Genomic DNA, 18,861 nt, shown 5'->3' on the forward strand with positions numbered 1-18,861 from the left:
CTCAAAAAAATAATAAAAGAAATATACTATCTTCTTCATAAAAATAAAAAAATGAGTTATACTATTATTGTAAATATTTTTACTTTTCTGCATTCAACAAGATAACAAAAGGATGTGATGTAATGGGATTCCCAAAAGTTGAGCGCTTGCTCATCAATTATAAAACGTTAGATGAATTCAAAAAATTTAAAGGGTGCGGAGCCCAAGAACTATCTATGCTGGAAGAATTGCAAGCAAACATTATTGAAAACGACAGTGAATCTCCATTTTATGGCATTTATTATGGTGGATCACTAATCGCACGTATGAGTCTATATATGAAAAGAAACGGCGGAGAACCATTCGAAATTACAGGTCCTTACCTAGAACTTTATAAACTTGAAGTATTACCAACTTTTCAAAAACAAGGATTCGGGCAAATGCTTGTAAATCATGCGAAACAAATGCAATTTCCTATTAAAACAATAGCACGTATTCATTCAGCTGGTTTTTGGGATAAATTAAATTTCAACCCCGTATCAGTAACTGATGGTGATTTTTATATTTGGCATCCAGAAACAAATTTGAATGCGGTTACAAACGAAGAATCGGCTTAAGAAATAAAAAAACAGCTGTATAACAGCTGTTTTTTATTTCTTAAGCTTCTCTAACTTCTCATTCGAGCGAGCATTGTTTCTTTCCGCTACCATTACACTTCTTTTTTGATCGATATAATCAAGTAATGTTCTATACTCTTCTTCATATACTGATAATCGCTCCAGAAGGCGCTCTCTTTCTGTTTGTAATGATTCAACTTGTTGTTGCAACACCGTTAAAGAGTTTTCATCTTTATAATTTTGCAAGAAATCAATAACATCATTCAACGTAATTGACGTAGGTTCTAACACCTTTGTCTCTTTCACTTCATAATGTTCTACTTTACGAAGTTGCTTTGCTTCCTCAATACGTTCTTTATATTGCTTTCTTACGTAAGAATTCCACCTAAACCCACATGCTGCTGGTGTACGAGATAAATTTTTTCCCACTTCCTTAAAGGCAGAAAGTTGTGTTCCACCTTCTCGAATATGCCGGAGTACTACTTCTGCCAGAAGCAAATCTTCATCATCAGTCCAAGCATCTTGTCTTGTTGTCGCCATCTCTCTAGTCCTCCCTATGCATTTTTTATTAAGCATATGCAGTTACTAGAAAAGATAGAATACAACAACTAAAGATTAAGACAAAAAAAATAAACGCAGAAGATATCTTCTGCGTTTATTTTCCCGCAATTACTTGCTGATTACTTCTTTACCTTTGTAAGTACCGCATGCTTTACATACACGGTGAGCTAATTTCGCTTCACCACAGCTTGGGCACTCTACCATACCAGGTACTGATAATTTGAAATGCGTACGACGCTTTCTTTTTACTGTTTTAGAAGTTCTTCTAAAAGGTACAGCCATTCTTCCCACCTCCTTAAAAGAAATAGTTATTTTCATATGAAGGCCTGAACCAGTCTTCCGATTATTTGTCAAAAAACTTTGCAAGTCCTGCCAATCTTGGATCAACAGTCTTTTCTTTGTCTTCTTCCGAAATCACTTGCCAGTCTTGACCTTGCGTCGGTGCTCCACCAGAAACATCATCACTGAAAATTTGCATTGGAATCTCCAAAAGTATATTTTCCTTGATTACGGGCAGTAAGTCAAGTACTTCTCCTTCTAAAGAATGAATTTCAGCTTCAGTTTCAAATTCTTCTTGTGAAGTTTGGAACACCTCAGTTGTTTTAATGTCAAATGGTAATGTCACATCTACTAAAGAGCGAGAACATGGTAAAACCATGCTTCCAGTTATATGTAGATGAAACGTAAACTTACCGGAGCCAAAATCAACTCTTCCCGTTACATGAACAGGATTAATTTCACGAATATCTTTCTCGACCTCTTTTAGCTCACTTACATCTACCATCTCATCCAATGTCAATCCTTTATTTCTCAATTTATTCAATTGATGGATGGACCATTTCATATCATATCACCTCAAGGCAACAAACAAAATTATAGCTAGCCATTTTATATTTGTCAATGTTTTTTCTTTACACCTCTAAAGAAGCATTGTGTCCATTATGTGTTAAAACGTGTGTTTTTGTCCAGCTATATTTTCTATTTTAGACAAAATGGACATAAAGTAAATAATAAATGTGGTACAAGTTGTGGTCAATGTGGTCTGCGTGGTCAAAAGAGAGTGGTCGTTTACGATCACTCTCTTCCTATATGTATTCCCATTTACTATTCCCGTTAACGCATACAGAATTAATTTTTTTGAACTACACTAGGCTTTATGATTTCTTCTATTGTACTTGTCCTAAAAATACATACACCCCTTTTATTTGGTTTTTTACTCTTGTAAACATATTGTTGCATCAACGTTTTTGTTTCTTCCCTTTTCTAATCATTTTCTATAAAGTGGGGCATTAACAAAAGAATGGGGCAAAAGTAATGAATGAAAATCCAGCTCTTTTTTGTTGAAATGAAGCTAAAAAAATAAAACTATATAGAATCACATTTTAAAAATTTTGTATTAATTGTTATGATTTACTTAATTTAAAGGAGGGCGATTGTATGAAGGGTGTTCGGTCTATATTTAGGGGCTTCCGTTTATTAAGTAAAATAGTTAATCCAATACTAAAGGCATTAACTAAAAGCAAATTTTAATTTACATAGAAATGACTCATTTTGCATATATTATTTATGCATCCAGAGAATCACCACATTTTGGACGCCTTCTTACTGAAGAAGGTGTCTTTTTGTTTTCACAGCATATTAGGCACTTTAGAAGCATATAATAAATTGCTCCTGGCATGATGCCATTTTATATAGAAAAACACTCCTGTTCACAACACCAGGAGTATTTTTCTCATATTCCACCATGTTACGACATAAAATAAAATTAACACGTTCCTCTTTTATAATAAGCATCCTATGTAACCAGAGCACTTCTCAAGAGTACTCTGGTTTTTATTTTTAATTTTAATAAAACTATTCTTTTGTAGAAAATCACTTCACATACACATAGGCTTCATTTGTTGTTACATAGTATGTTTTGCCTTTACTATTGTGAACTTTATATTGTGGTGAACCATTTACATTTACTTTCGCATCAATTGTAAATCCTAATCCTGCATCTACAGAACCAGCCACATCTTTATCCTGCCAAGATGGAGCATCATAGAATCGTAGGTCATTAACTTTAGAAACAACATGCTTACCTACAATAGAAGAATCCACTGTACTCTTTTTATTAAACTTCACATAAGATGGATCGTTCTTAATCCACTGCTCTCCACCAAGATTTAACCAACCATCCTTTTCAGCCCATACAACATAAGATTCTGGTTTGTTTAATTGACGAATCTTAGAATAGCTTGTACCCGGTCCTTTTCGTAAGTTAACGTTGTAACCTTCAATATAAGCAATACCGTCTGTTACAGCTGTTGGTACTTCTGCTGGTTTAGATGGTTTTTCAGGTACAGAAACATCAACACTAGAATTGTTATAAGCTCGTTGTACATCAGCACGGAATTGAGCTTCTGATACGCCATGAGACTTTAAGTAATCAAGTGGATCTTCATGATCTGTTCCGCCAAGATATTTCGTCACATCGTAGTGAGTCCATAATCCTTTTTCCACAGATAAACCACGATCACGTAGGATTTTAGCAAGTAACTTCACGTATTTATCATAACTGCGTTTGAATTTATCGTAATCTGCTGTTTCGCAAAGTTCAACATGTACAAAGCGTTTATTTGCTCCTGGTCCACCACCATAAGCAATATACTTTGTATCAGCAATTTGGATTGTTTCATTCCAGTCAACTGCATAGTGAACAAATGCGTTTCTCCATGTACGAGACTCATATTTTTGAATATTGATAGCTGGTGCTTCTGGAGTCGCCGTAGAATGAGCTACAACTCCCTCATAAGCGCCAACACCGTAACGATATGGCTGTTTAGGTAAATCTGGAATAATAAGTGTTCTATCAGCAAAAGTGCTTGTTGCAATGGATAAAACTAAAATAAACGCAAAGACTACAGAAGAAATATGTTTTAATGTCTTTTTCATTTTTCATCACCATTCCCCATGATTTTTTGTTTAATATCTGACACATCTTTTGAAAGTGAACCAAATGCTTTTGCCTGCTCTTCGATGACCGCTTGGTTTTTTTCAATCACTTTTTGGTACTGCTCTTCACGCTGCTCATTCTTTTTTTGCGTAGTAAAAAGCATCCACACGAATAACGCTGCGAATGCTCCTTGTTGAACCATTGAATTAAAAATTGCATCCTCCACTGTTCTCATCTCCTTTTTATCAATAAAAAAAGAAGCATACATATGCTCCTGATTAAGCTGCAAAGCAACTTGGATCCATCCCAAATATCTCTGCAATATCTTCTTCACTTCTATCCTTCAGATAAGATTCCGTTGTAGAAATATCAGAATGATTAGCAAGCGATTTTAATTTTTCGAGTGGTACACCTTGCACCTTTAAATTATCTAATCTGCTATGACGGAAACAGTGGGGATTGATTTTAAACTCTTTCCCTTCCTTTTCGTTCAGCATCTTAGCAAATATGTCGCACCAATAATTAAATACACTCTTGTTCAGTTTTTTTCTCTCACCATTCTTATAAACACGCACAAACAAAGCTGGAATAGTATCCTTACCTCGCTGATTTATATATAAACGAATGCATTTCTGCACCCGGTGATTGTAATATAATCTAAACTTCTTACCACGTTTCCCTCGTACCACATTTGTATAATAACGTTCTGTTAACCCTTCTTTCTGAACCTGGTAAACCTCATTCTTTCTAGCTGCGCTGTAATAAGAAAGCGCCAAATACGTTGCTAACATATATTTTTCTTGCTCGAGTAATTCGTCGATTAACCAATTAATCTGATCCTCAGTTATAAATGTGATATCTCGAATTGGATTCTTAGGTAAACCACGTACTCGAGAACCTACATTAAATTCATAATCATAGTCATCATCATCCGCACAAAACTCTAACGCGGACCTTAATGCACTCATTAATCCGTTCACACGAGCATTAGACATCCCCATATCTTGAAAAATAATAGATAAATTTCGAATATCTTTACGTGTTAAATCAATAAGATTTTTATTTCCGAAGTGTTGATGTATTAGAAACAAAATAATTCGTAAATCCCAACCGTATTGCTTTAAAGTGCTTGCCGCTTTTCCTTGTGCTTTCTTTTCAATCAGAAAATCTTTGACTAGGTTTTTATTTCCTTGGCTAACATGCTTTTCGTAAATTGCTTGGTCTACTATTCGTTTCACACTAATCATCTCCTCAAAATAAAAAGAGAAGCGATATCGCCCCTCTTGATCTATGATTTGAATTTATTCAAATCCGTATTTTGTACAAAATAAAAACAGCTTATGGCTGCTTTGGTTCCTCATTTATTAATTGTTGTACTAATACCTTTAATTCATAAATTTCAGCTTTCATTGAAACTTTCTCAAGTTTTTCTGCTTCAAGTTGTTCTTTAAGAGTGTCAACTTCCTGCTTCAACATACCGTGGTCAAATTGAAGATTTTTAACTTTAAAGTCAACTTCTTGTATTGATTGAATAGAAATTGCAACCGAGCTATAAAGTGTTACAGCGTCTTTCTGTGGTGTGGTGAATACATCGTCAGAGTCCTCCGCAATCATGCCGTAATTAATTGGAAGTGTAATAGACTCCCCTGACTCGAAGCGTTCAACATCTCTTATAAAGTGATACTGTTTGATGTTTACAGAGTTGATTTTATCTAAAGCAGAGAATGGAAGGTCTTCTATGTCCGTTTTAAGCGTACGAGAAGAATTAGGGATAAATTCTTGCGCCCACATACGTCCTGTAGCAGATATATTTTCTTTAGCTCGCAGTGTTCTTAACTCTATATCTCGCCATCCATTACCATACACATCTTTAATTTGTAAATTCATATCATAGCCTGATACAAGACTCGCTCTTAGCATTAATCTTCCCATGTTTAAATCATGATCATTAACGCCATTGGCAAAGTATATACTGTTACCAGTACTTTTTCTATCAAAATGAAACTCACCATAGTCATTTTTAAAATAATGTGGCTCTGTGGTTGTCACTATAAACTTTCCGTATCCTGGAGCCCATCCCACTGAATTAAAAACAATGTCATTCAAATTATCAAAATATAATCTTCCGGCTGCATATGCATACAGATGTCCACCGTCATTCTGCATTTGAATATATGATGACCATATATTGGTGCCTTCTGCATTTTCTCCTTTAGAAATCCCAAATTTCGCATACGCTTTAGAAGGTTGATCGACTCCATTAATTCGTGGCATGACTTGATAAATATAAAACGATCCTGTACCAGCGTATTTTCTATTATCAGAACCAAGGACTAATGAAGGTTGAATACTTCCATCATTTGCTTCCATAAATCCTATATAACCACGCGGCCTATCTGCATCGAAAATCTTCATGTCTTGCTTATTTATTTCAACAAATCTGTTTCCACTTGTTTTAAGCGTTACCCCTTCTAAAACTTTTCCTTTAATATGATTTGCTGTAATGAAACCTACTAAGTTAATTCTGTTCGCATTCAACGTAATGTTTTCTTTGCTCATATTAAATGCTGCAATTACATCGTTCTCTTTTACAGATAGACTAACGCCCTTTTCAGTTAACTGAAGACGGGTTTCCATATCTCTTACATAAGAATCTTTTGCAAATTGTCCATTTGCTTGCTCTATTGTGTATACTTCTTTCTTTTTTGCTGCGGCATTGATACCCTCTTCGTTTATAGTGAAACGGTTGTCGATCATAGTCATTTTCTGATTAAATTGTTCCGTTGCAAGTTTGTTAGCTAGTTCGCCCAATAAATCTTGTTTATTTTTATCAACTGTTTGCTTCAATTCAGGTATCTTAAACCCTGCAACATAATCCTCTACTTGTTTCAGCTCAACTTTACCTTGCAGTGCTTTCGCAGTATTTTCCCAACCAGCTTTCGCCTCTTGTAATTGTCTTCCTTGTTCTGTCTGCGTATTTTGTATGAAAGAGACATTTTGTTTAATAGTAGTTGCATCTTTTTCTACAGTAGCAACACGTTTATCAAACCCATTTTGATTATTTTCCACTTTTGTAATTGTTTCTTTAATTCCATCCACACTTTTTGTAATTTCAGTTGTTTTCTGGGTGAACTCATCCGTTGTTACCTGCTCTTCAGGCGGTGCTGTCCAATCCTGCGGCTTATTCCCTTTATACAAGGCAACCCATTCCACAATAGATTTCGTATTACTACTCGGATAATTATATAAGCTTAACTTTCGTTCATTACCACTTGTAGCCGCAACAGCTTTGAAGGTTACATACGTTATTCCATTCGCGTAAACACTTGTTGCATATCCAACATTACTAGACCCTCCATTCTGCCAAATCCCAAATTTCTGACCTTGCGGGACACTCCCTTTCATTACAAAGGTATATTCCTCACCTGTAGAGAAATTTTCAGTAGAATTGTATTGATTGATTAAATAATCGGTCTTCTCATATTTAACATTTGATTTTAATAAAAGATTACGTCCACCAGATTTATCGTTATTAACTTTCTTTTCTACGCTCTGCAACTTCTCACTAATCTGGCCAGCTTTTTCTGTAATTTCAGTTGTGGTTTTCCTTAGATCATTTGTTGTTTGCTGCACATCAGAAATATTCTTCTTTGTACCTTCTACAGTTTGTTCGACTGTATTTAATGTATTGCTGATATCATTATCTTTTTTTGTTAACGATTCAATAGAAGTTTTAAATCCATTAGAATCCTGTTCAAACTTAGTTACTTTTTTATCGATTTCACCTTGTTTATTTTCGATATTAGAAATTGTACGACTGACACCTTGTAAACCTTCCTGTACTTTATTGAATTGTCCTGTAGCTTGATTCTGTGCTTCTTGTACCTTTTGGTTTAATTCTGTTTTTGTGACCTCAATATTTTTATTAACCTGCTCAAGTGTTTCTTTCTTAACTGATTCAACATCTGGTACAACCGATTCCCAAACTGTACCTGTCCATATTTTCAAAATGCCGGGCTTTCCGTTACTCATATCACGCCAAAGCGTTTTATTAGGTTTAAGCCCTGTTGTTGGCGAATTCTTAGCTTCTATAATTTCAACAGTATTATTTTTAATATTCTCTTGTACCTTTTCGGCAAGTGTTTTCGCGGCTTCTGATTCTTTCTTAGCGTTACTTGCTGTTTCATTGGCTTCTTTCACTAATTTATCTAGCTGATCCAGCATTTCTTGTTTCTCGCCGAATTTACTAAGGATTCGATTGTAAATCTTTCGTAATTCCTCGTTCGGATCCGTAATTTCACGATAATCACCAAACACATATTTATCTTGTGTAGGATCCGTAAAAGATTCATCACCGGCAATTACACGTGCTTCCAGGTATAACTTAGGTGTGAAGCCCGTATCTTTAATTCGGATCGTATCGCCCTCGTTAATGAGTTCATGTGCTAGTCCGAAAATACGTCCAATCGATTGTGCTTCTACTTCATACGAAACGGAAGAATTAACACGTTTTTTTAATTCTATTTCCATTAACGTCATTAAACGTTCTGGCGTCATATTTAACTCTTCTGTTTCTGGCGTATAAAAACCAAACTTATGCTTACCACGTTCGTTCCATCGTTGAAATGCATCATTATCAACAATATACGGAAGTCCCCGGTTGATGCTTTCGATGGTAATTACATTGTCGCCTTCACCTTTCACAAATCCAACTAGTGCTGTACAAATATCTCTTGAATGTTCCATACGTGTAACGCCTATCAAATCTTTCCCGAGCTCTATTTCTTTGCCTGTGTCTCGACCACGTCTTTGAATCATATCAACATACCATCCAATGATTTGTGATCCTTGAACCTCAACACGGTACTGAATTTCTAATTTGAATAAAGAAGCTATTTTCTTTAAAAATGTTAGGGGATCAATAAATTCATCAATGGTCATCGTATGGAATCCTGCATAATCCGTTTTCCCACGTTTCCATTTCATGCCTAATAGGGCCATATCAATATATTTGTTTACCGTTTCCCCTTCTATTCTTTGCGGTTTTATAATACCTGACTTAGCAATTTGAACCCAAGCTCCTGAAGCATATGTGGTAATGGATCGGTTGTCTGAATTCTTTTCTGTTTCTCTAATAACATATGGTACAATTCTTCCGTCACGAACTTCTTTTAAAACAAGATTTTGTTGTTGTAGCGTAGCCGAATGAGTTGTTCCATCAAAAACAGTAAAATCCAACATATCAACATTGTTTTTGATTTCCCACTGCCTTTTATCATCCCAATAGTCCTGTGGCTGAATAGCTGCAACGATTTGATCTGTTTTGAAATCCACAACATGCAAAATGCCGCTTGGTGTTCTCATCTGTATCTCTCCCTATAACGAACAGTTGCTTTAACGTCTGGTGGCATGATATCAATACGATTTTCACCACGTATTACAGTTGGAAAATTACTAAAAAAATCTTTTAAATTAATGGCTTTTTTACCGTTAATGGTTACAAGACTTTTTTCTTTATCAATTATAATTTTGTCTCCTGTTTCAAAAATGTAAGGCGGATTATTTTGAGTATTTAAATTGACTTTCCAAAATTTCAAATCTGAAACGGTCATTGCTTCTACTGGTCGTACATCTTGCCATTGCATAATACTAATCTGGATTTGCGCTGCTTTTTCCATGTGATCGTTTTTTTCATCCGTCCACCGTGCAAACCGCTCTGAATCATCCTTCTCTGTCCCTGGCAAAAATTTTGAAATATATGCTTCCCATACATTTCCCGTTCTAGCTATCCACAATCGACCAAAATACTGATTCCATGTATTCGGATAATCACCACTCTCATAAATTAAACCTGTTTTCCCTGGCTTATTATCATATCCAATTACCATCGTCCCGAAGTTTTGTTCAGCTTGCCAAAACACATCAGACATGGCAATTTTGGAAAGAACCTTGCTATTTTCATCCAATATCGCTATCTCAACTCGGCCCATTTCATTAATTTTTTTACTCTTACATGTAACATGGGCTTGCATAATAAAATCTTGTACTGGACCCCCAGGTATATTCTTTTTAACAGCTGCACCGTGCCATCCTTTCCCCGCACTAGTACCAAAATCAGAACAATAAAATTGGTATTTATCTGACTTCATTTCACCAATCGGATTGCCATCTTCCATTGAACTGACTTTACTCCATCCTACAGTGGTAGCCATTTCGTCCCATATAAGTCTTTGATTTCTTTCAACGGGTAATTGCTCTGTTTTCAAAGGATAACCAATTCTGAAGTAATCTCGATTATATGGATACTCACCAAACCACACATCTAAAAATGTACTTGGTTTCTGTGCTTCGATTTCAATAATTGCAGGTGCTTCTATATTCCCTTGATTGACAAAAGAAGCAGTGACTTCAGTAGAACCATTTTGAGAGAACGAATGAGTATTTTGTTTTCCTAATTTATATGGCATTGGACAAACAAAAGTAATAACCCCTTTACCTCTATTAACTAGTTCATCCAGGTCTACAGAACCATCAATTAATGCTAGATACGCCCTATCTAATTCATCATCAAAAACAAGTTCAGCAGGTTGCTCTGTATATAGCCAATCCGCTAAATCTTCTTTTACCTTTTGTAAATCAGCCATATCTTTTGCTGCCTTAATTACAAGAGGAACATCAATACGACGTTCCTCCGTTTCTGTATGAAGAAAAAGAGCCCCTGCGCGATGAGGGACTCTTACTAATTTTCTTTTAACTGGAGCCCAGGAAGGGCGTTTTCTTCCAACTAGCATTTGAATATAATCTTTTCTAATCTTATTAAAAGTAAAACTGAGTTTCCCCAACATGCTCACCACCCTTAAAATTCCGCTCTTCTTTTTTGTTCACGATCTTGAAGCTTTGTCGTATATGCGTAACTTCCGTTCGCTAATTCTTTTCCATCTAAAACGTTTGTCATATTTACCGTTACATTCAATTCTTGTTCTCTACCTGATCTATCCGAGAACATAGTTTTTGCTGTAGGTGCGTTGTTATAAAGTGATTGTGGTTGCGTATACCCATTAAAATCACCCAGTGCATTATGCGGGATACTATAATGCGCAGTTTGGAATCCCAAATCAAAAACAGATGGCATATTACTCATTTGTTTTTTAACAGTTCCAACTACATTTTTTGCTGCATCCACAACAAAACGTTTCCCTTTATCCATACCAACCCCAACGCCTTCTGGTACTGCGCTACCGACTGGAATCATCACTTTAGATGGACTATTAATTTCTAAAGCTCCAGAAATAGTCTTTTTAATGTCATTTGCAATTCCCGCTGCCTTACTGAACAGACCGCCTGAAGCATCATCTAATCCTTTACCAAGCCCTTCTATAATTGATTTACCGATGGAACGTAGATTTATAGTACTAAAGAATTTTTCGACTGTATTCCACTTATCCTCAATGTCATGTTTTATTTCTGACATTTTATCTTTAACAGCTTTTTTCTGTTCCTCAAATTTTCTTGAAACAGTATTTTTGATTTCTTCTACTTTATTACTGGCTGCATTTTTCATCTCGTCATATTTATTGGAAACATCCCAACCCATTTCTTTCATTTTTCGAACAACATCATCTTTCATAACTTCAAACTTAGATTTTACTTGTCCAGTTTCCCAATCTACTTGATTCGCATGCTCCCCAGCTTGGGATTTTGCTTCACTCACAATTTCCTTATGCTTATCTCTTGCTGTTGAAACAGTGCTATTATATTGACGATTCGCTTCTGCAATAGCTGCATCCGCTTCTTCTTTATTCAGTGTTCCTGACTCATCCCGCAAGCGTATCGCATAGGCAATTTTATCATCACGAGTCTTTTTCGCATCTTCAATCACTTTATCTCTTGCTTTTGCACTATTTTCAACCACTTCTGCTGCTTGTCTAGCTGTAATTTCACTCGCTTGTACACGCATATTCTCATAAATAACTTTTTGTTCCATTTGATTTTTAGACATGTGCTGAATAGCTGTCCGATCCATTTCATCTTGTAAAGCCTGTAAAGAAATTCTTTCAGATGTAGTAAAGTCACGCTTTTCATTTGCTGCTGTTTGAATGATTTCTTTGATTTTATTTTCTTTTTCTTGTGTTTTTAACTTTTCTTGTTCGTAATGTTGATTCATTTGTTCAATCCGCTTATTTTCTTCTTCCGCGGTTAACACATAAGAATCCGCAAAGAACTTTTTAAGTCCCTCAACTTCTTTTTGTTGTCTTGCATTTGTTTTTTCTATAATCGTGTTACCTAACTTGTCATATTGGCTAATTAACTTCTGCGACTGTTCTTCTGTTATCACTTCATGGTTCAATCTAATTTCAGTCAACTTTTGTCTAATGCCATCAGATAGCTTGAAATACTCACCAAGAACTTTCTTTGTAGAAGAACTTACTTTCCCTTCTGTATTTGTAGCAAAGCGATCCACTGAAGCAATACTGTCTTCAGTTGCTTTTTGATACCCTTTATACGCTAGAACACCAACACCAACAGCGGCCGCTACCACACCTAAAGCAATTGCTACTGGTCCTAAAACTGCGGTTAATATTCCTAAAACTGCACCCGTTACACTAGTAGCTGCTGTAGCTACACCCATTGCTATCGCTAAAGAACCAATACCAGAAACAACCATACCGATTGCCCCCATTATTACTCCAATAACAGTAGCAACCGCTGTTAGCGCAAGAACAATACCACCTGTAATTGCAATGGCCTTTTGTACTGGCCCTGGTAATGAGTTAAATCCATCTACAAGCCTCTGCAATCCAGCAACAAAAACACTAACCACAGGGGCAAGCGCATCACCAATTGTCTTTTTCATTGTCGAAAACGCTGAATCTAGTAAGGTAAGACGTCCCTTTAATGTATCAATCTTAGTGGCTGCAACCTCAGCTGCTGTCACTTTTGACATGGCATCCCACATACTATTTACCCCATTTGCACCTTCTTTAAAAAGAATCGTTGCACCACGTACAGCATCCGATCCGAATAACGTTTCCAAAGCCATACTTCGTTGCTGGTCTGTTAAATCTTTCATTGATTCATGAAGTGTTCCTGAAATATTTTCTAGACTTTGAATATGTCCTTGTTGATCATAGAATTTTGAAGATAAGAAAGCCGAACTTGTAGCTAATTCACGGAATGTTGTATCGCACTTGTCATTCCACTTTTTCGCACCTTCTATTTTCATGACATAGCCTTCTAAAGCTTGCTCAATATCACCGACGCTCCTTGAAGCTGGTTGTATACCATTTTTAACAAGAAAATCATAACCAGCTTGTGCATTATAAGTAATTAATCCTAAATCCCTCATTTGATTATATGCTTCTTTTGTCGTTGGATTTAAGCGCATAAGCATTGTTTTTAGTGAAGTACCTGCATCAGAACCTTTTACATTCGTTATATATGAGCTCTTTATCTCATATTCTCCAATTTTCACTGGAGTATCGGACTATATCATCATCCTCGCCTTACACGTTAGGATGGGACGCGCTCGTGGGGTTTTACTGTCCGTTCTGGACTCCATACCCTAGTCTCTGAACCCTTCATTTATTCCTAAATAACTCGGCTGCTGATTAGCATAGTTATGTAACCTTAGCTTCCCAGCAATTCACGTCCTTTACGTTGCGAATCTCGTCGCAACGGGGCTATATGTTAACCCATTCTGAGCAAATACGGCTAAAGTTGTAGCTGTATCTTTAAATGTCATCCCAGCTCCTGCTGCTACTGCTGAAGAAGCTGAAAGACCGTATTTTAATTCGCGTACATCTGTCGCTGAAGCATTAGCGGCTCCAGATAAAATATTTGCTGCATCCGCAACAGAAAGATGATCTGCTTTAAATGCATTTAAGGCTGTGGATGCAATCTCCGCCGCTTCACCTAATTCTAGTTCTCCTGCTGTCGCTAAGTTAAGAGCACCTTCTAACCCACCATTTATTATATCTGTTAAACTAACTCCGGCTTTTATTAATTCCTCTATACCTTGTCCTGCTTGAACACTAGAGTATTTTGTTGTTTCTCCCATGTTGACAGCTAATTCGCTTAATTTCTTCATTTCTTCTCCAGTAGAGCCAGACACAGCTTTCACATTGGCCATTTGTTGCTCAAAATTCATGGATTCTTCTACAGCTGATTTTAAACCCCGACCTATTGCGTAAGTCATTCCGCCAAACACCATACCGATTTGCATACCAGCATTCTGCAAATGATTACCTAACGTCTCCATACGAGTACCGAAGTTTAATAAACGATTTCCTTGTTGTTCTAATTCATGGTTCGACTGACGTAATTCGTTTTCAAATCGATTTAGTTCACCTGTTGCTCGATGGATTTGTTCGGCGTACCGCTGCGCTGACTGACTTGCTTCACCTTCTTCAGTTTTGGCACGATTATAGGCTTGTTGAAGTTCCCTGATCTTCTCTTTTTGTTTATCTACCATACGAGATAAAACATCTACTTTAGCTCGTGTTTGTTCTGTCGCATTAGAAAAACCGCCCATGCCTGTTGTAATAGACTGAAATTCAGCCTGTAGAGATTTTAAAGAGTTGTTTAACTTATCCATCCCTTTTTGTTCAGCTTGACGGTTTACTTGCTTTAATTCATTTTCAAATCTATTTAAATCAGCAACTGCTTTATTCACTTGCGAAGCATATCGCTGGGTTGCTGCATCATTTTCACCTAACTTAGCCTTATTTTGATCGTAGGCTTGTCGCAAAGCTCTAACTTTTTCTTTTTGCGCCTCAATAAGCCTGCTGAGTGTATTCATTTTTGCTTGCGTTTGTTGACTAGCATTTGCGAAGCCACCCATTCCTGTACTTACAGATTTCAGCTCATTCTGTAATGTCCTAACCGCACGACCTGAATTGGCTATACCTTGACGAAAATTCACATTATCAAGGGACAGCCTAACGACTAAATTATTCATTTCATTCGCCATCATCTTCCCCCTTATTAGATAATGTTTTCTGCTGGAACTTCCATTTCATTTGAATTCTGATTTCCACTATTTGAATGATCTTGTTCACGATATTTTTGGTTTAGCCTTAAATAATGCCAGATATCCATTTCGTTATCAATATGATGGTGTTTATACCCCTGACGTAATAAAGAGAGGTAGAGTTCGTCCATAAACTCACTGAACGTTAGCCCCCCTCCCTCTACACGTTTGGGTTTGTTTCTTCTCCAGTTGCTGGTGTACCACCAGCCGCATCCACAGTTGCATTGATAATTACATTAATTACGTCTGAAGTTGTAGATAAAAATTTACGAGCATCCACGCCGTCCCAATATTGATCTAATGTAAATTGTTCACCGTAAACTTTTACTACATATTGGACCATTTTATCCATATCCTCAGGACCTGGATTGTTTGGAATATCAGCAAGCTCAGGCGCCTGACGGATTAAACGAGCTGGAATGAATTCCGGTAAATGAAAAGTTTTCTTTTCCCCATCAATTTGTAAAGTTAGTTTCATAGCTATTCCTCCTCGTAGTTAATAAAAAGAGAGAGCTTTTGCTCCCTCCTACTTTCCTGCTGGTGGTTGTACTACAGGCTTCTCATACACCTTTTTAAACCAATTATCTCCCACAGCTTTTGTAAATGTAGGTTCATCAGCATCTGCCGTAAATTTGGGCCTATCGTCAAAATCACGCTCAATAAATGAACCTTTGAGTTTGGTTGTTTGGAAGTTAGGCTTATCCTTCTTCGTTTCGCCTTCTTCTTCCTCTTGTGAAAGCTTCCCTTTTAATAACCAAACATATCGATATTTTCCATTAGCCTTTAAGAAACGCCATCCGATTGCTAAATAAGGCTTTTCACCTTCGCGTCTCTCATCTAACACACCGTCTTTCACTTCTGGATACCCTTCAATATCTGCTTTGGTTGATAATGAAATACTACGAAGTTCAATCTCTACTTCTACTTCCCCATCAGACTCAGCAATTTCTGATTTTTTATTATCGCTCCACATAATCTCCGAAGCTACCTTTTTAGAAGTTTTAATCTTTACAGCGCCTTCCATTTCTTTCACTGCACTATAGTCAACACCTGTTGCATCATCTTTCAATAACTTGGCATAAACAAGGCTATCTACACCGACAGTTGAACTAATTTTAATCACTTCTCCGGCCATCTATAACTCCACTCCTTTTGCGAATCGCATCGCGTAATGAAAAATTTGTGTATCATCTTCATATAAATCAGCAACCGCATAACGTGAGAAACCAATACTTTTCATGATTTCATTTACTTTTTGATGGATTGCTGTTGTACTACCTTTTGACCAAATATCGATTTGAAATGTGATTTCACTTTCACTTTCTTCATTATCCGAAAATCCATCTGGTCTATTGTCTAGTTCAAAAAACGTAATACGCGGAAACTTTTCAGCATTTTTAGCTTTACGATAATAAACACGTCTTCCGCCTAATAAGGGAACAAGCTCCTGATTATTTTCAAGAGCTTGCACGATTTCAGGTCGTAAATTTATCATACATTCAACCTCATTTCATTCTTCAAGATGTCTGTCATAGCACGAATTGCTGCTTCTTTTGAAGAATGAAAACCTGGTTCTATAAATGGCTCTGCTGGCATTTTAGACGTTCCCCATTCTAAGAACTTTCCGTAGAAAAATGGAGAGCGATCTGCTTTATCTATCCCGATTTTAATCGTTTTTATGCCACCTTCCATTTTAGCTTTTGTAACTCGTATATTATCAGCTAGATGTTGTCCTGTACGCCACGGTTCACTTTTCGTTGCTCTTTTAGGACTATCACTTCTTGGCGCTCTTTCAGAAATAGCCTTTCGAATAGGCTCGCCGCCTGCTGCAAGGGATTTATCCTCAATCTTTTCTCCACGTAAACCCATTTGCTCTAATTCAGATATCAGGCGATCAAAACCTAAAAAATCAACACCATCAGCCATTCATTCCACCACGCTTCCACATGATTGATAAAGTGTGTTTTTCAGTTGGAATAACTGATACAATGTCATACATTACGTTCTTATATTTAATCTTCATATCAGCATTCACATCAGCACGATATCGGATTTCTGTTTCACCTTGAATTTCGCTATTAGCTGCCGCTGCTTCAAAATATTTTCTTCCCTTTAAAAAAATAAAAGAGCCCCATACAGTAAAGGAATCCTTGTAACCTTCTATTGGATCACCGTCCGGGCTCTTTGCTTCCTCGTCTTTCACTTGAAATGTAAGACGTTTATCTAATTTACCTGGATTCACTTGAATCACCACCACAATATTGCAACTGAACTAATATCGACTGCAAACTAAATGCTAATTGTTCAGCCTTTCCAACTGCTTCACGATTTTCATGCCAATGAGCAATTAAAATACGAGCTGCTAATTTAGCAAGCTCGCTCTTTAAATCTACATTTTTACTTGTAGCATTTTTAATATATATTCCAGCTGCTATTACGAAAGATGTAATGAGATCGTCCTCCTCATCCCCATCCACACGAAGATACTTTTTTGCTTCTTCTAATGTTAGTACCAAGAAGAACCCCTCCTACATCATTAAGCTTTGGCCGTAACTGTAATTTGACCATATACAACCGCTTCTGTATCCCATAACGTAACGTCTTCACGTTCAATTGCTCGGAATTCTGTTGTATTGCCTCTCCAAGCACTTCCACCCTCTTTTGTCATATCAAGCGATAACTGCTGTCTATCCCATAACACAACTGCTTCTTTCAGGTCCCCAATAATAAATGGTGCTTTACCATCTTTATCTGTAGCAATTGTCTTATTAGATAAAACAATAACTGGCTTTCCTGACAGTAACTTACGAGTTGGATTTGTTGGATCTGGTTGAAGAAGTGGACGACCATCCTTATCTTCTAATTGATCTAAGTAATTGAACCCATCTTGGTTTGTAATAATGTTTGCTACAGCCGAGAAAGCTGGGTCTAATGTGACATTTAATGCTGTTTTAATGCCTTTATAATCCTTTAAATCAACTTTTGTTAATTTGTTGATTTCTTGTAAAATTAAATAATTACGAGTTGCAATAGATTTCTTCGCAATCCACTGACGTAAATAAGCTTCTAGCGCTTGATCCGTATCATTTAATAAATCATTTGGTACAGGTAGAAATCCTGCATAATCCTCAATCACATACGGCAAACGATCAAATTGTGGTGAAGCAATTTCTTGCATTGCATTTGGGTTTCCATATTCAGATAATGGAGCGAAAGGTGTAGATGCTGCACGTTTTTCTAATGTGCGAGCTCCCTTATTCGTTGAAACAGGTTGCACATTTACATATTGCTCTAAGTTATCAACCGTTTGTTTTAATTGATTAATCGTTGTCGTAATATCTTCTGGAACAATATAACCGCCATCTTTACCTGTATTCTCAGATAAGGCCGCTTTGTATTCCTGCATAACGCTTGCTTCTTCATGACTTAAATTTTGACCACGGATAGCTTTCATAAATACTTCTTTGTACGATGAATCTTCATTTTTAACTGATGATGGGGGCAAAACTTTTGCTTGTGAATTTACAGGGTCAGAAACTTGAATTTGCATCATTGCTAGATAGTTATCCAATTCATTTTTCGCGTTTTTCGCTTCCTCAATTTTTGCCTTTGCATCCTCATATTTACCGCTGTTATTAAACTCTCCCCCCTTCGCTTTCAAATCAGCAACTTTCTGTCTTAATTCTTGTTCACGTTTATCCATTCGGTATTTCCTCCTTGTATTGGCACAAAAAATA

At 36.6% G+C, this 18,861-nt stretch carries 16 protein-coding genes and 2 pseudogenes; 1 reads left to right on the top strand and 17 read right to left on the bottom strand.

The annotated features are described in order from the left end of the window. The first annotated feature begins 122 nt into the window (after window positions 1-122). A complete protein-coding gene (locus V6946_RS20640; protein WP_000506694.1) occupies window positions 123-596 on the top strand; it encodes an N-acetyltransferase in 474 nt (157 codons plus the stop codon). Window positions 597-629: 33 nt separating this feature from the next. Here V6946_RS20640 and V6946_RS20645 read toward each other — a convergent pair whose 3' ends face one another. The 17 genes and pseudogenes from V6946_RS20645 to V6946_RS20725 all read right to left on the bottom strand — a co-directional run bounded on the left by V6946_RS20645 (window position 630) and on the right by V6946_RS20725 (window position 18,827). After that, entirely contained in the window at window positions 630-1,136 is a 507-nt protein-coding gene (locus V6946_RS20645; RefSeq protein ID WP_000246467.1) for an RsfA family transcriptional regulator, read from the bottom strand. Window positions 1,137-1,265: 129 nt separating this feature from the next. After that, window positions 1,266-1,439 carry a 50S ribosomal protein L32 gene (gene rpmF, locus V6946_RS20650; protein WP_001984764.1) on the bottom strand — a complete coding sequence of 58 codons (174 nt, stop codon included), beginning with the start codon at window positions 1,437-1,439 and terminating at the stop codon, window positions 1,266-1,268. A 61-nt stretch (window positions 1,440-1,500) separates the two neighbouring features. Continuing rightward, complete coding sequence (locus V6946_RS20655) at window positions 1,501-2,001, bottom strand: DUF177 domain-containing protein (RefSeq protein ID WP_000872149.1); 501 nt, start codon at window positions 1,999-2,001, stop codon at window positions 1,501-1,503. A 1,028-nt stretch (window positions 2,002-3,029) separates the two neighbouring features. Further along, the gene (locus V6946_RS20660) at window positions 3,030-4,094 is read right to left on the bottom strand and encodes an N-acetylmuramoyl-L-alanine amidase (protein ID WP_366981719.1); all 1,065 of its coding nucleotides are present in this window, start codon (window positions 4,092-4,094) and stop codon (window positions 3,030-3,032) included. Further along, window positions 4,091-4,321: a BhlA/UviB family holin-like peptide gene (locus tag V6946_RS20665; protein ID WP_000389067.1), complete on the bottom strand. Its 231-nt coding sequence runs from the start codon at window positions 4,319-4,321 to the stop codon at window positions 4,091-4,093. The genes V6946_RS20660 and V6946_RS20665 overlap by 4 nt, the downstream gene beginning before the upstream one ends. Before the next feature lie 52 nt (window positions 4,322-4,373). Then, window positions 4,374-5,333 carry a site-specific integrase gene (locus V6946_RS20670; RefSeq protein ID WP_366981718.1) on the bottom strand — a complete coding sequence of 320 codons (960 nt, stop codon included), beginning with the start codon at window positions 5,331-5,333 and terminating at the stop codon, window positions 4,374-4,376. A gap of 100 nt (window positions 5,334-5,433) precedes the next feature. Continuing rightward, window positions 5,434-9,459 (bottom strand): phage tail spike protein, encoded by a 4,026-nt coding sequence (locus tag V6946_RS20675; protein WP_406622107.1) that lies wholly within the window; start codon window positions 9,457-9,459, stop codon window positions 5,434-5,436. Further along, window positions 9,456-10,940, bottom strand: a complete 1,485-nt coding sequence (locus V6946_RS20680; RefSeq protein WP_366981716.1) for a distal tail protein Dit — start codon at window positions 10,938-10,940, stop codon at window positions 9,456-9,458. Before V6946_RS20680 ends, V6946_RS20675 begins: the two co-directional genes overlap by 4 nt. 11 nt (window positions 10,941-10,951) lie before the next feature. Further along, window positions 10,952-13,522 (bottom strand): annotated as a pseudogene (locus V6946_RS20685) (phage tail tape measure protein); the annotation flags it as partial. A gap of 228 nt (window positions 13,523-13,750) precedes the next feature. Then, window positions 13,751-15,064 (bottom strand): annotated as a pseudogene (locus V6946_RS20690) (phage tail tape measure protein); the annotation flags it as partial. Between the two features lie 220 nt (window positions 15,065-15,284). After that, window positions 15,285-15,602: a phage tail assembly chaperone G gene (gene gpG, locus V6946_RS20695; protein WP_366981715.1), complete on the bottom strand. Its 318-nt coding sequence runs from the start codon at window positions 15,600-15,602 to the stop codon at window positions 15,285-15,287. 48 nt (window positions 15,603-15,650) lie between these two features. Beyond that, window positions 15,651-16,259, bottom strand: coding sequence for a major tail protein (locus V6946_RS20700; RefSeq protein ID WP_000896770.1), 609 nt, complete (start codon window positions 16,257-16,259; stop codon window positions 15,651-15,653). After that, on the bottom strand, window positions 16,260-16,619 hold the full coding sequence (locus tag V6946_RS20705; protein ID WP_366981714.1) for a DUF3168 domain-containing protein: 360 nt from the start codon (window positions 16,617-16,619) through the stop codon (window positions 16,260-16,262). It abuts the gene before it with no gap. Further along, window positions 16,616-17,050 (bottom strand): HK97-gp10 family putative phage morphogenesis protein, encoded by a 435-nt coding sequence (locus tag V6946_RS20710; protein WP_366981713.1) that lies wholly within the window; start codon window positions 17,048-17,050, stop codon window positions 16,616-16,618. The genes V6946_RS20705 and V6946_RS20710 overlap by 4 nt, the downstream gene beginning before the upstream one ends. Then, on the bottom strand, window positions 17,043-17,366 hold the full coding sequence (locus tag V6946_RS20715) for a phage head closure protein (RefSeq protein ID WP_015382490.1): 324 nt from the start codon (window positions 17,364-17,366) through the stop codon (window positions 17,043-17,045). Before V6946_RS20715 ends, V6946_RS20710 begins: the two co-directional genes overlap by 8 nt. After that, complete coding sequence (locus V6946_RS20720) at window positions 17,353-17,640, bottom strand: head-tail connector protein (protein WP_366981710.1); 288 nt, start codon at window positions 17,638-17,640, stop codon at window positions 17,353-17,355. The genes V6946_RS20715 and V6946_RS20720 overlap by 14 nt, the downstream gene beginning before the upstream one ends. 20 nt (window positions 17,641-17,660) lie before the next feature. Next, complete coding sequence (locus tag V6946_RS20725; protein WP_366981709.1) at window positions 17,661-18,827, bottom strand: phage major capsid protein; 1,167 nt, start codon at window positions 18,825-18,827, stop codon at window positions 17,661-17,663. Window positions 18,828-18,861 lie beyond the last annotated feature (34 nt).

The organism is Bacillus sp. PPSBB_2 (assembly GCF_045291115.1).
GTDB lineage: Bacteria > Bacillota > Bacilli > Bacillales > Bacillaceae_G > Bacillus_A > Bacillus_A cereus.

Coding starts and splice junctions, on each gene's coding strand:
- V6946_RS20640 (WP_000506694.1), top strand. CDS start 123: ATGGGATTCCCAAAAGTTGAGCGCTTGCTCATCAATTATAAAACGTTA.
- V6946_RS20645 (WP_000246467.1), bottom strand. CDS start 1,136: ATGGCGACAACAAGACAAGATGCTTGGACTGATGATGAAGATTTGCTT.
- rpmF (WP_001984764.1), bottom strand. CDS start 1,439: ATGGCTGTACCTTTTAGAAGAACTTCTAAAACAGTAAAAAGAAAGCGT.
- V6946_RS20655 (WP_000872149.1), bottom strand. CDS start 2,001: ATGAAATGGTCCATCCATCAATTGAATAAATTGAGAAATAAAGGATTG.
- V6946_RS20660 (WP_366981719.1), bottom strand. CDS start 4,094: ATGAAAAAGACATTAAAACATATTTCTTCTGTAGTCTTTGCGTTTATT.
- V6946_RS20675 (WP_406622107.1), bottom strand. CDS start 9,459: ATGAGAACACCAAGCGGCATTTTGCATGTTGTGGATTTCAAAACAGAT.
- V6946_RS20680 (WP_366981716.1), bottom strand. CDS start 10,940: ATGTTGGGGAAACTCAGTTTTACTTTTAATAAGATTAGAAAAGATTAT.
- gpG (WP_366981715.1), bottom strand. CDS start 15,602: ATGAAACTAACTTTACAAATTGATGGGGAAAAGAAAACTTTTCATTTA.
- V6946_RS20700 (WP_000896770.1), bottom strand. CDS start 16,259: ATGGCCGGAGAAGTGATTAAAATTAGTTCAACTGTCGGTGTAGATAGC.
- V6946_RS20705 (WP_366981714.1), bottom strand. CDS start 16,619: ATGATAAATTTACGACCTGAAATCGTGCAAGCTCTTGAAAATAATCAG.
- V6946_RS20710 (WP_366981713.1), bottom strand. CDS start 17,050: ATGGCTGATGGTGTTGATTTTTTAGGTTTTGATCGCCTGATATCTGAA.
- V6946_RS20725 (WP_366981709.1), bottom strand. CDS start 18,827: ATGGATAAACGTGAACAAGAATTAAGACAGAAAGTTGCTGATTTGAAA.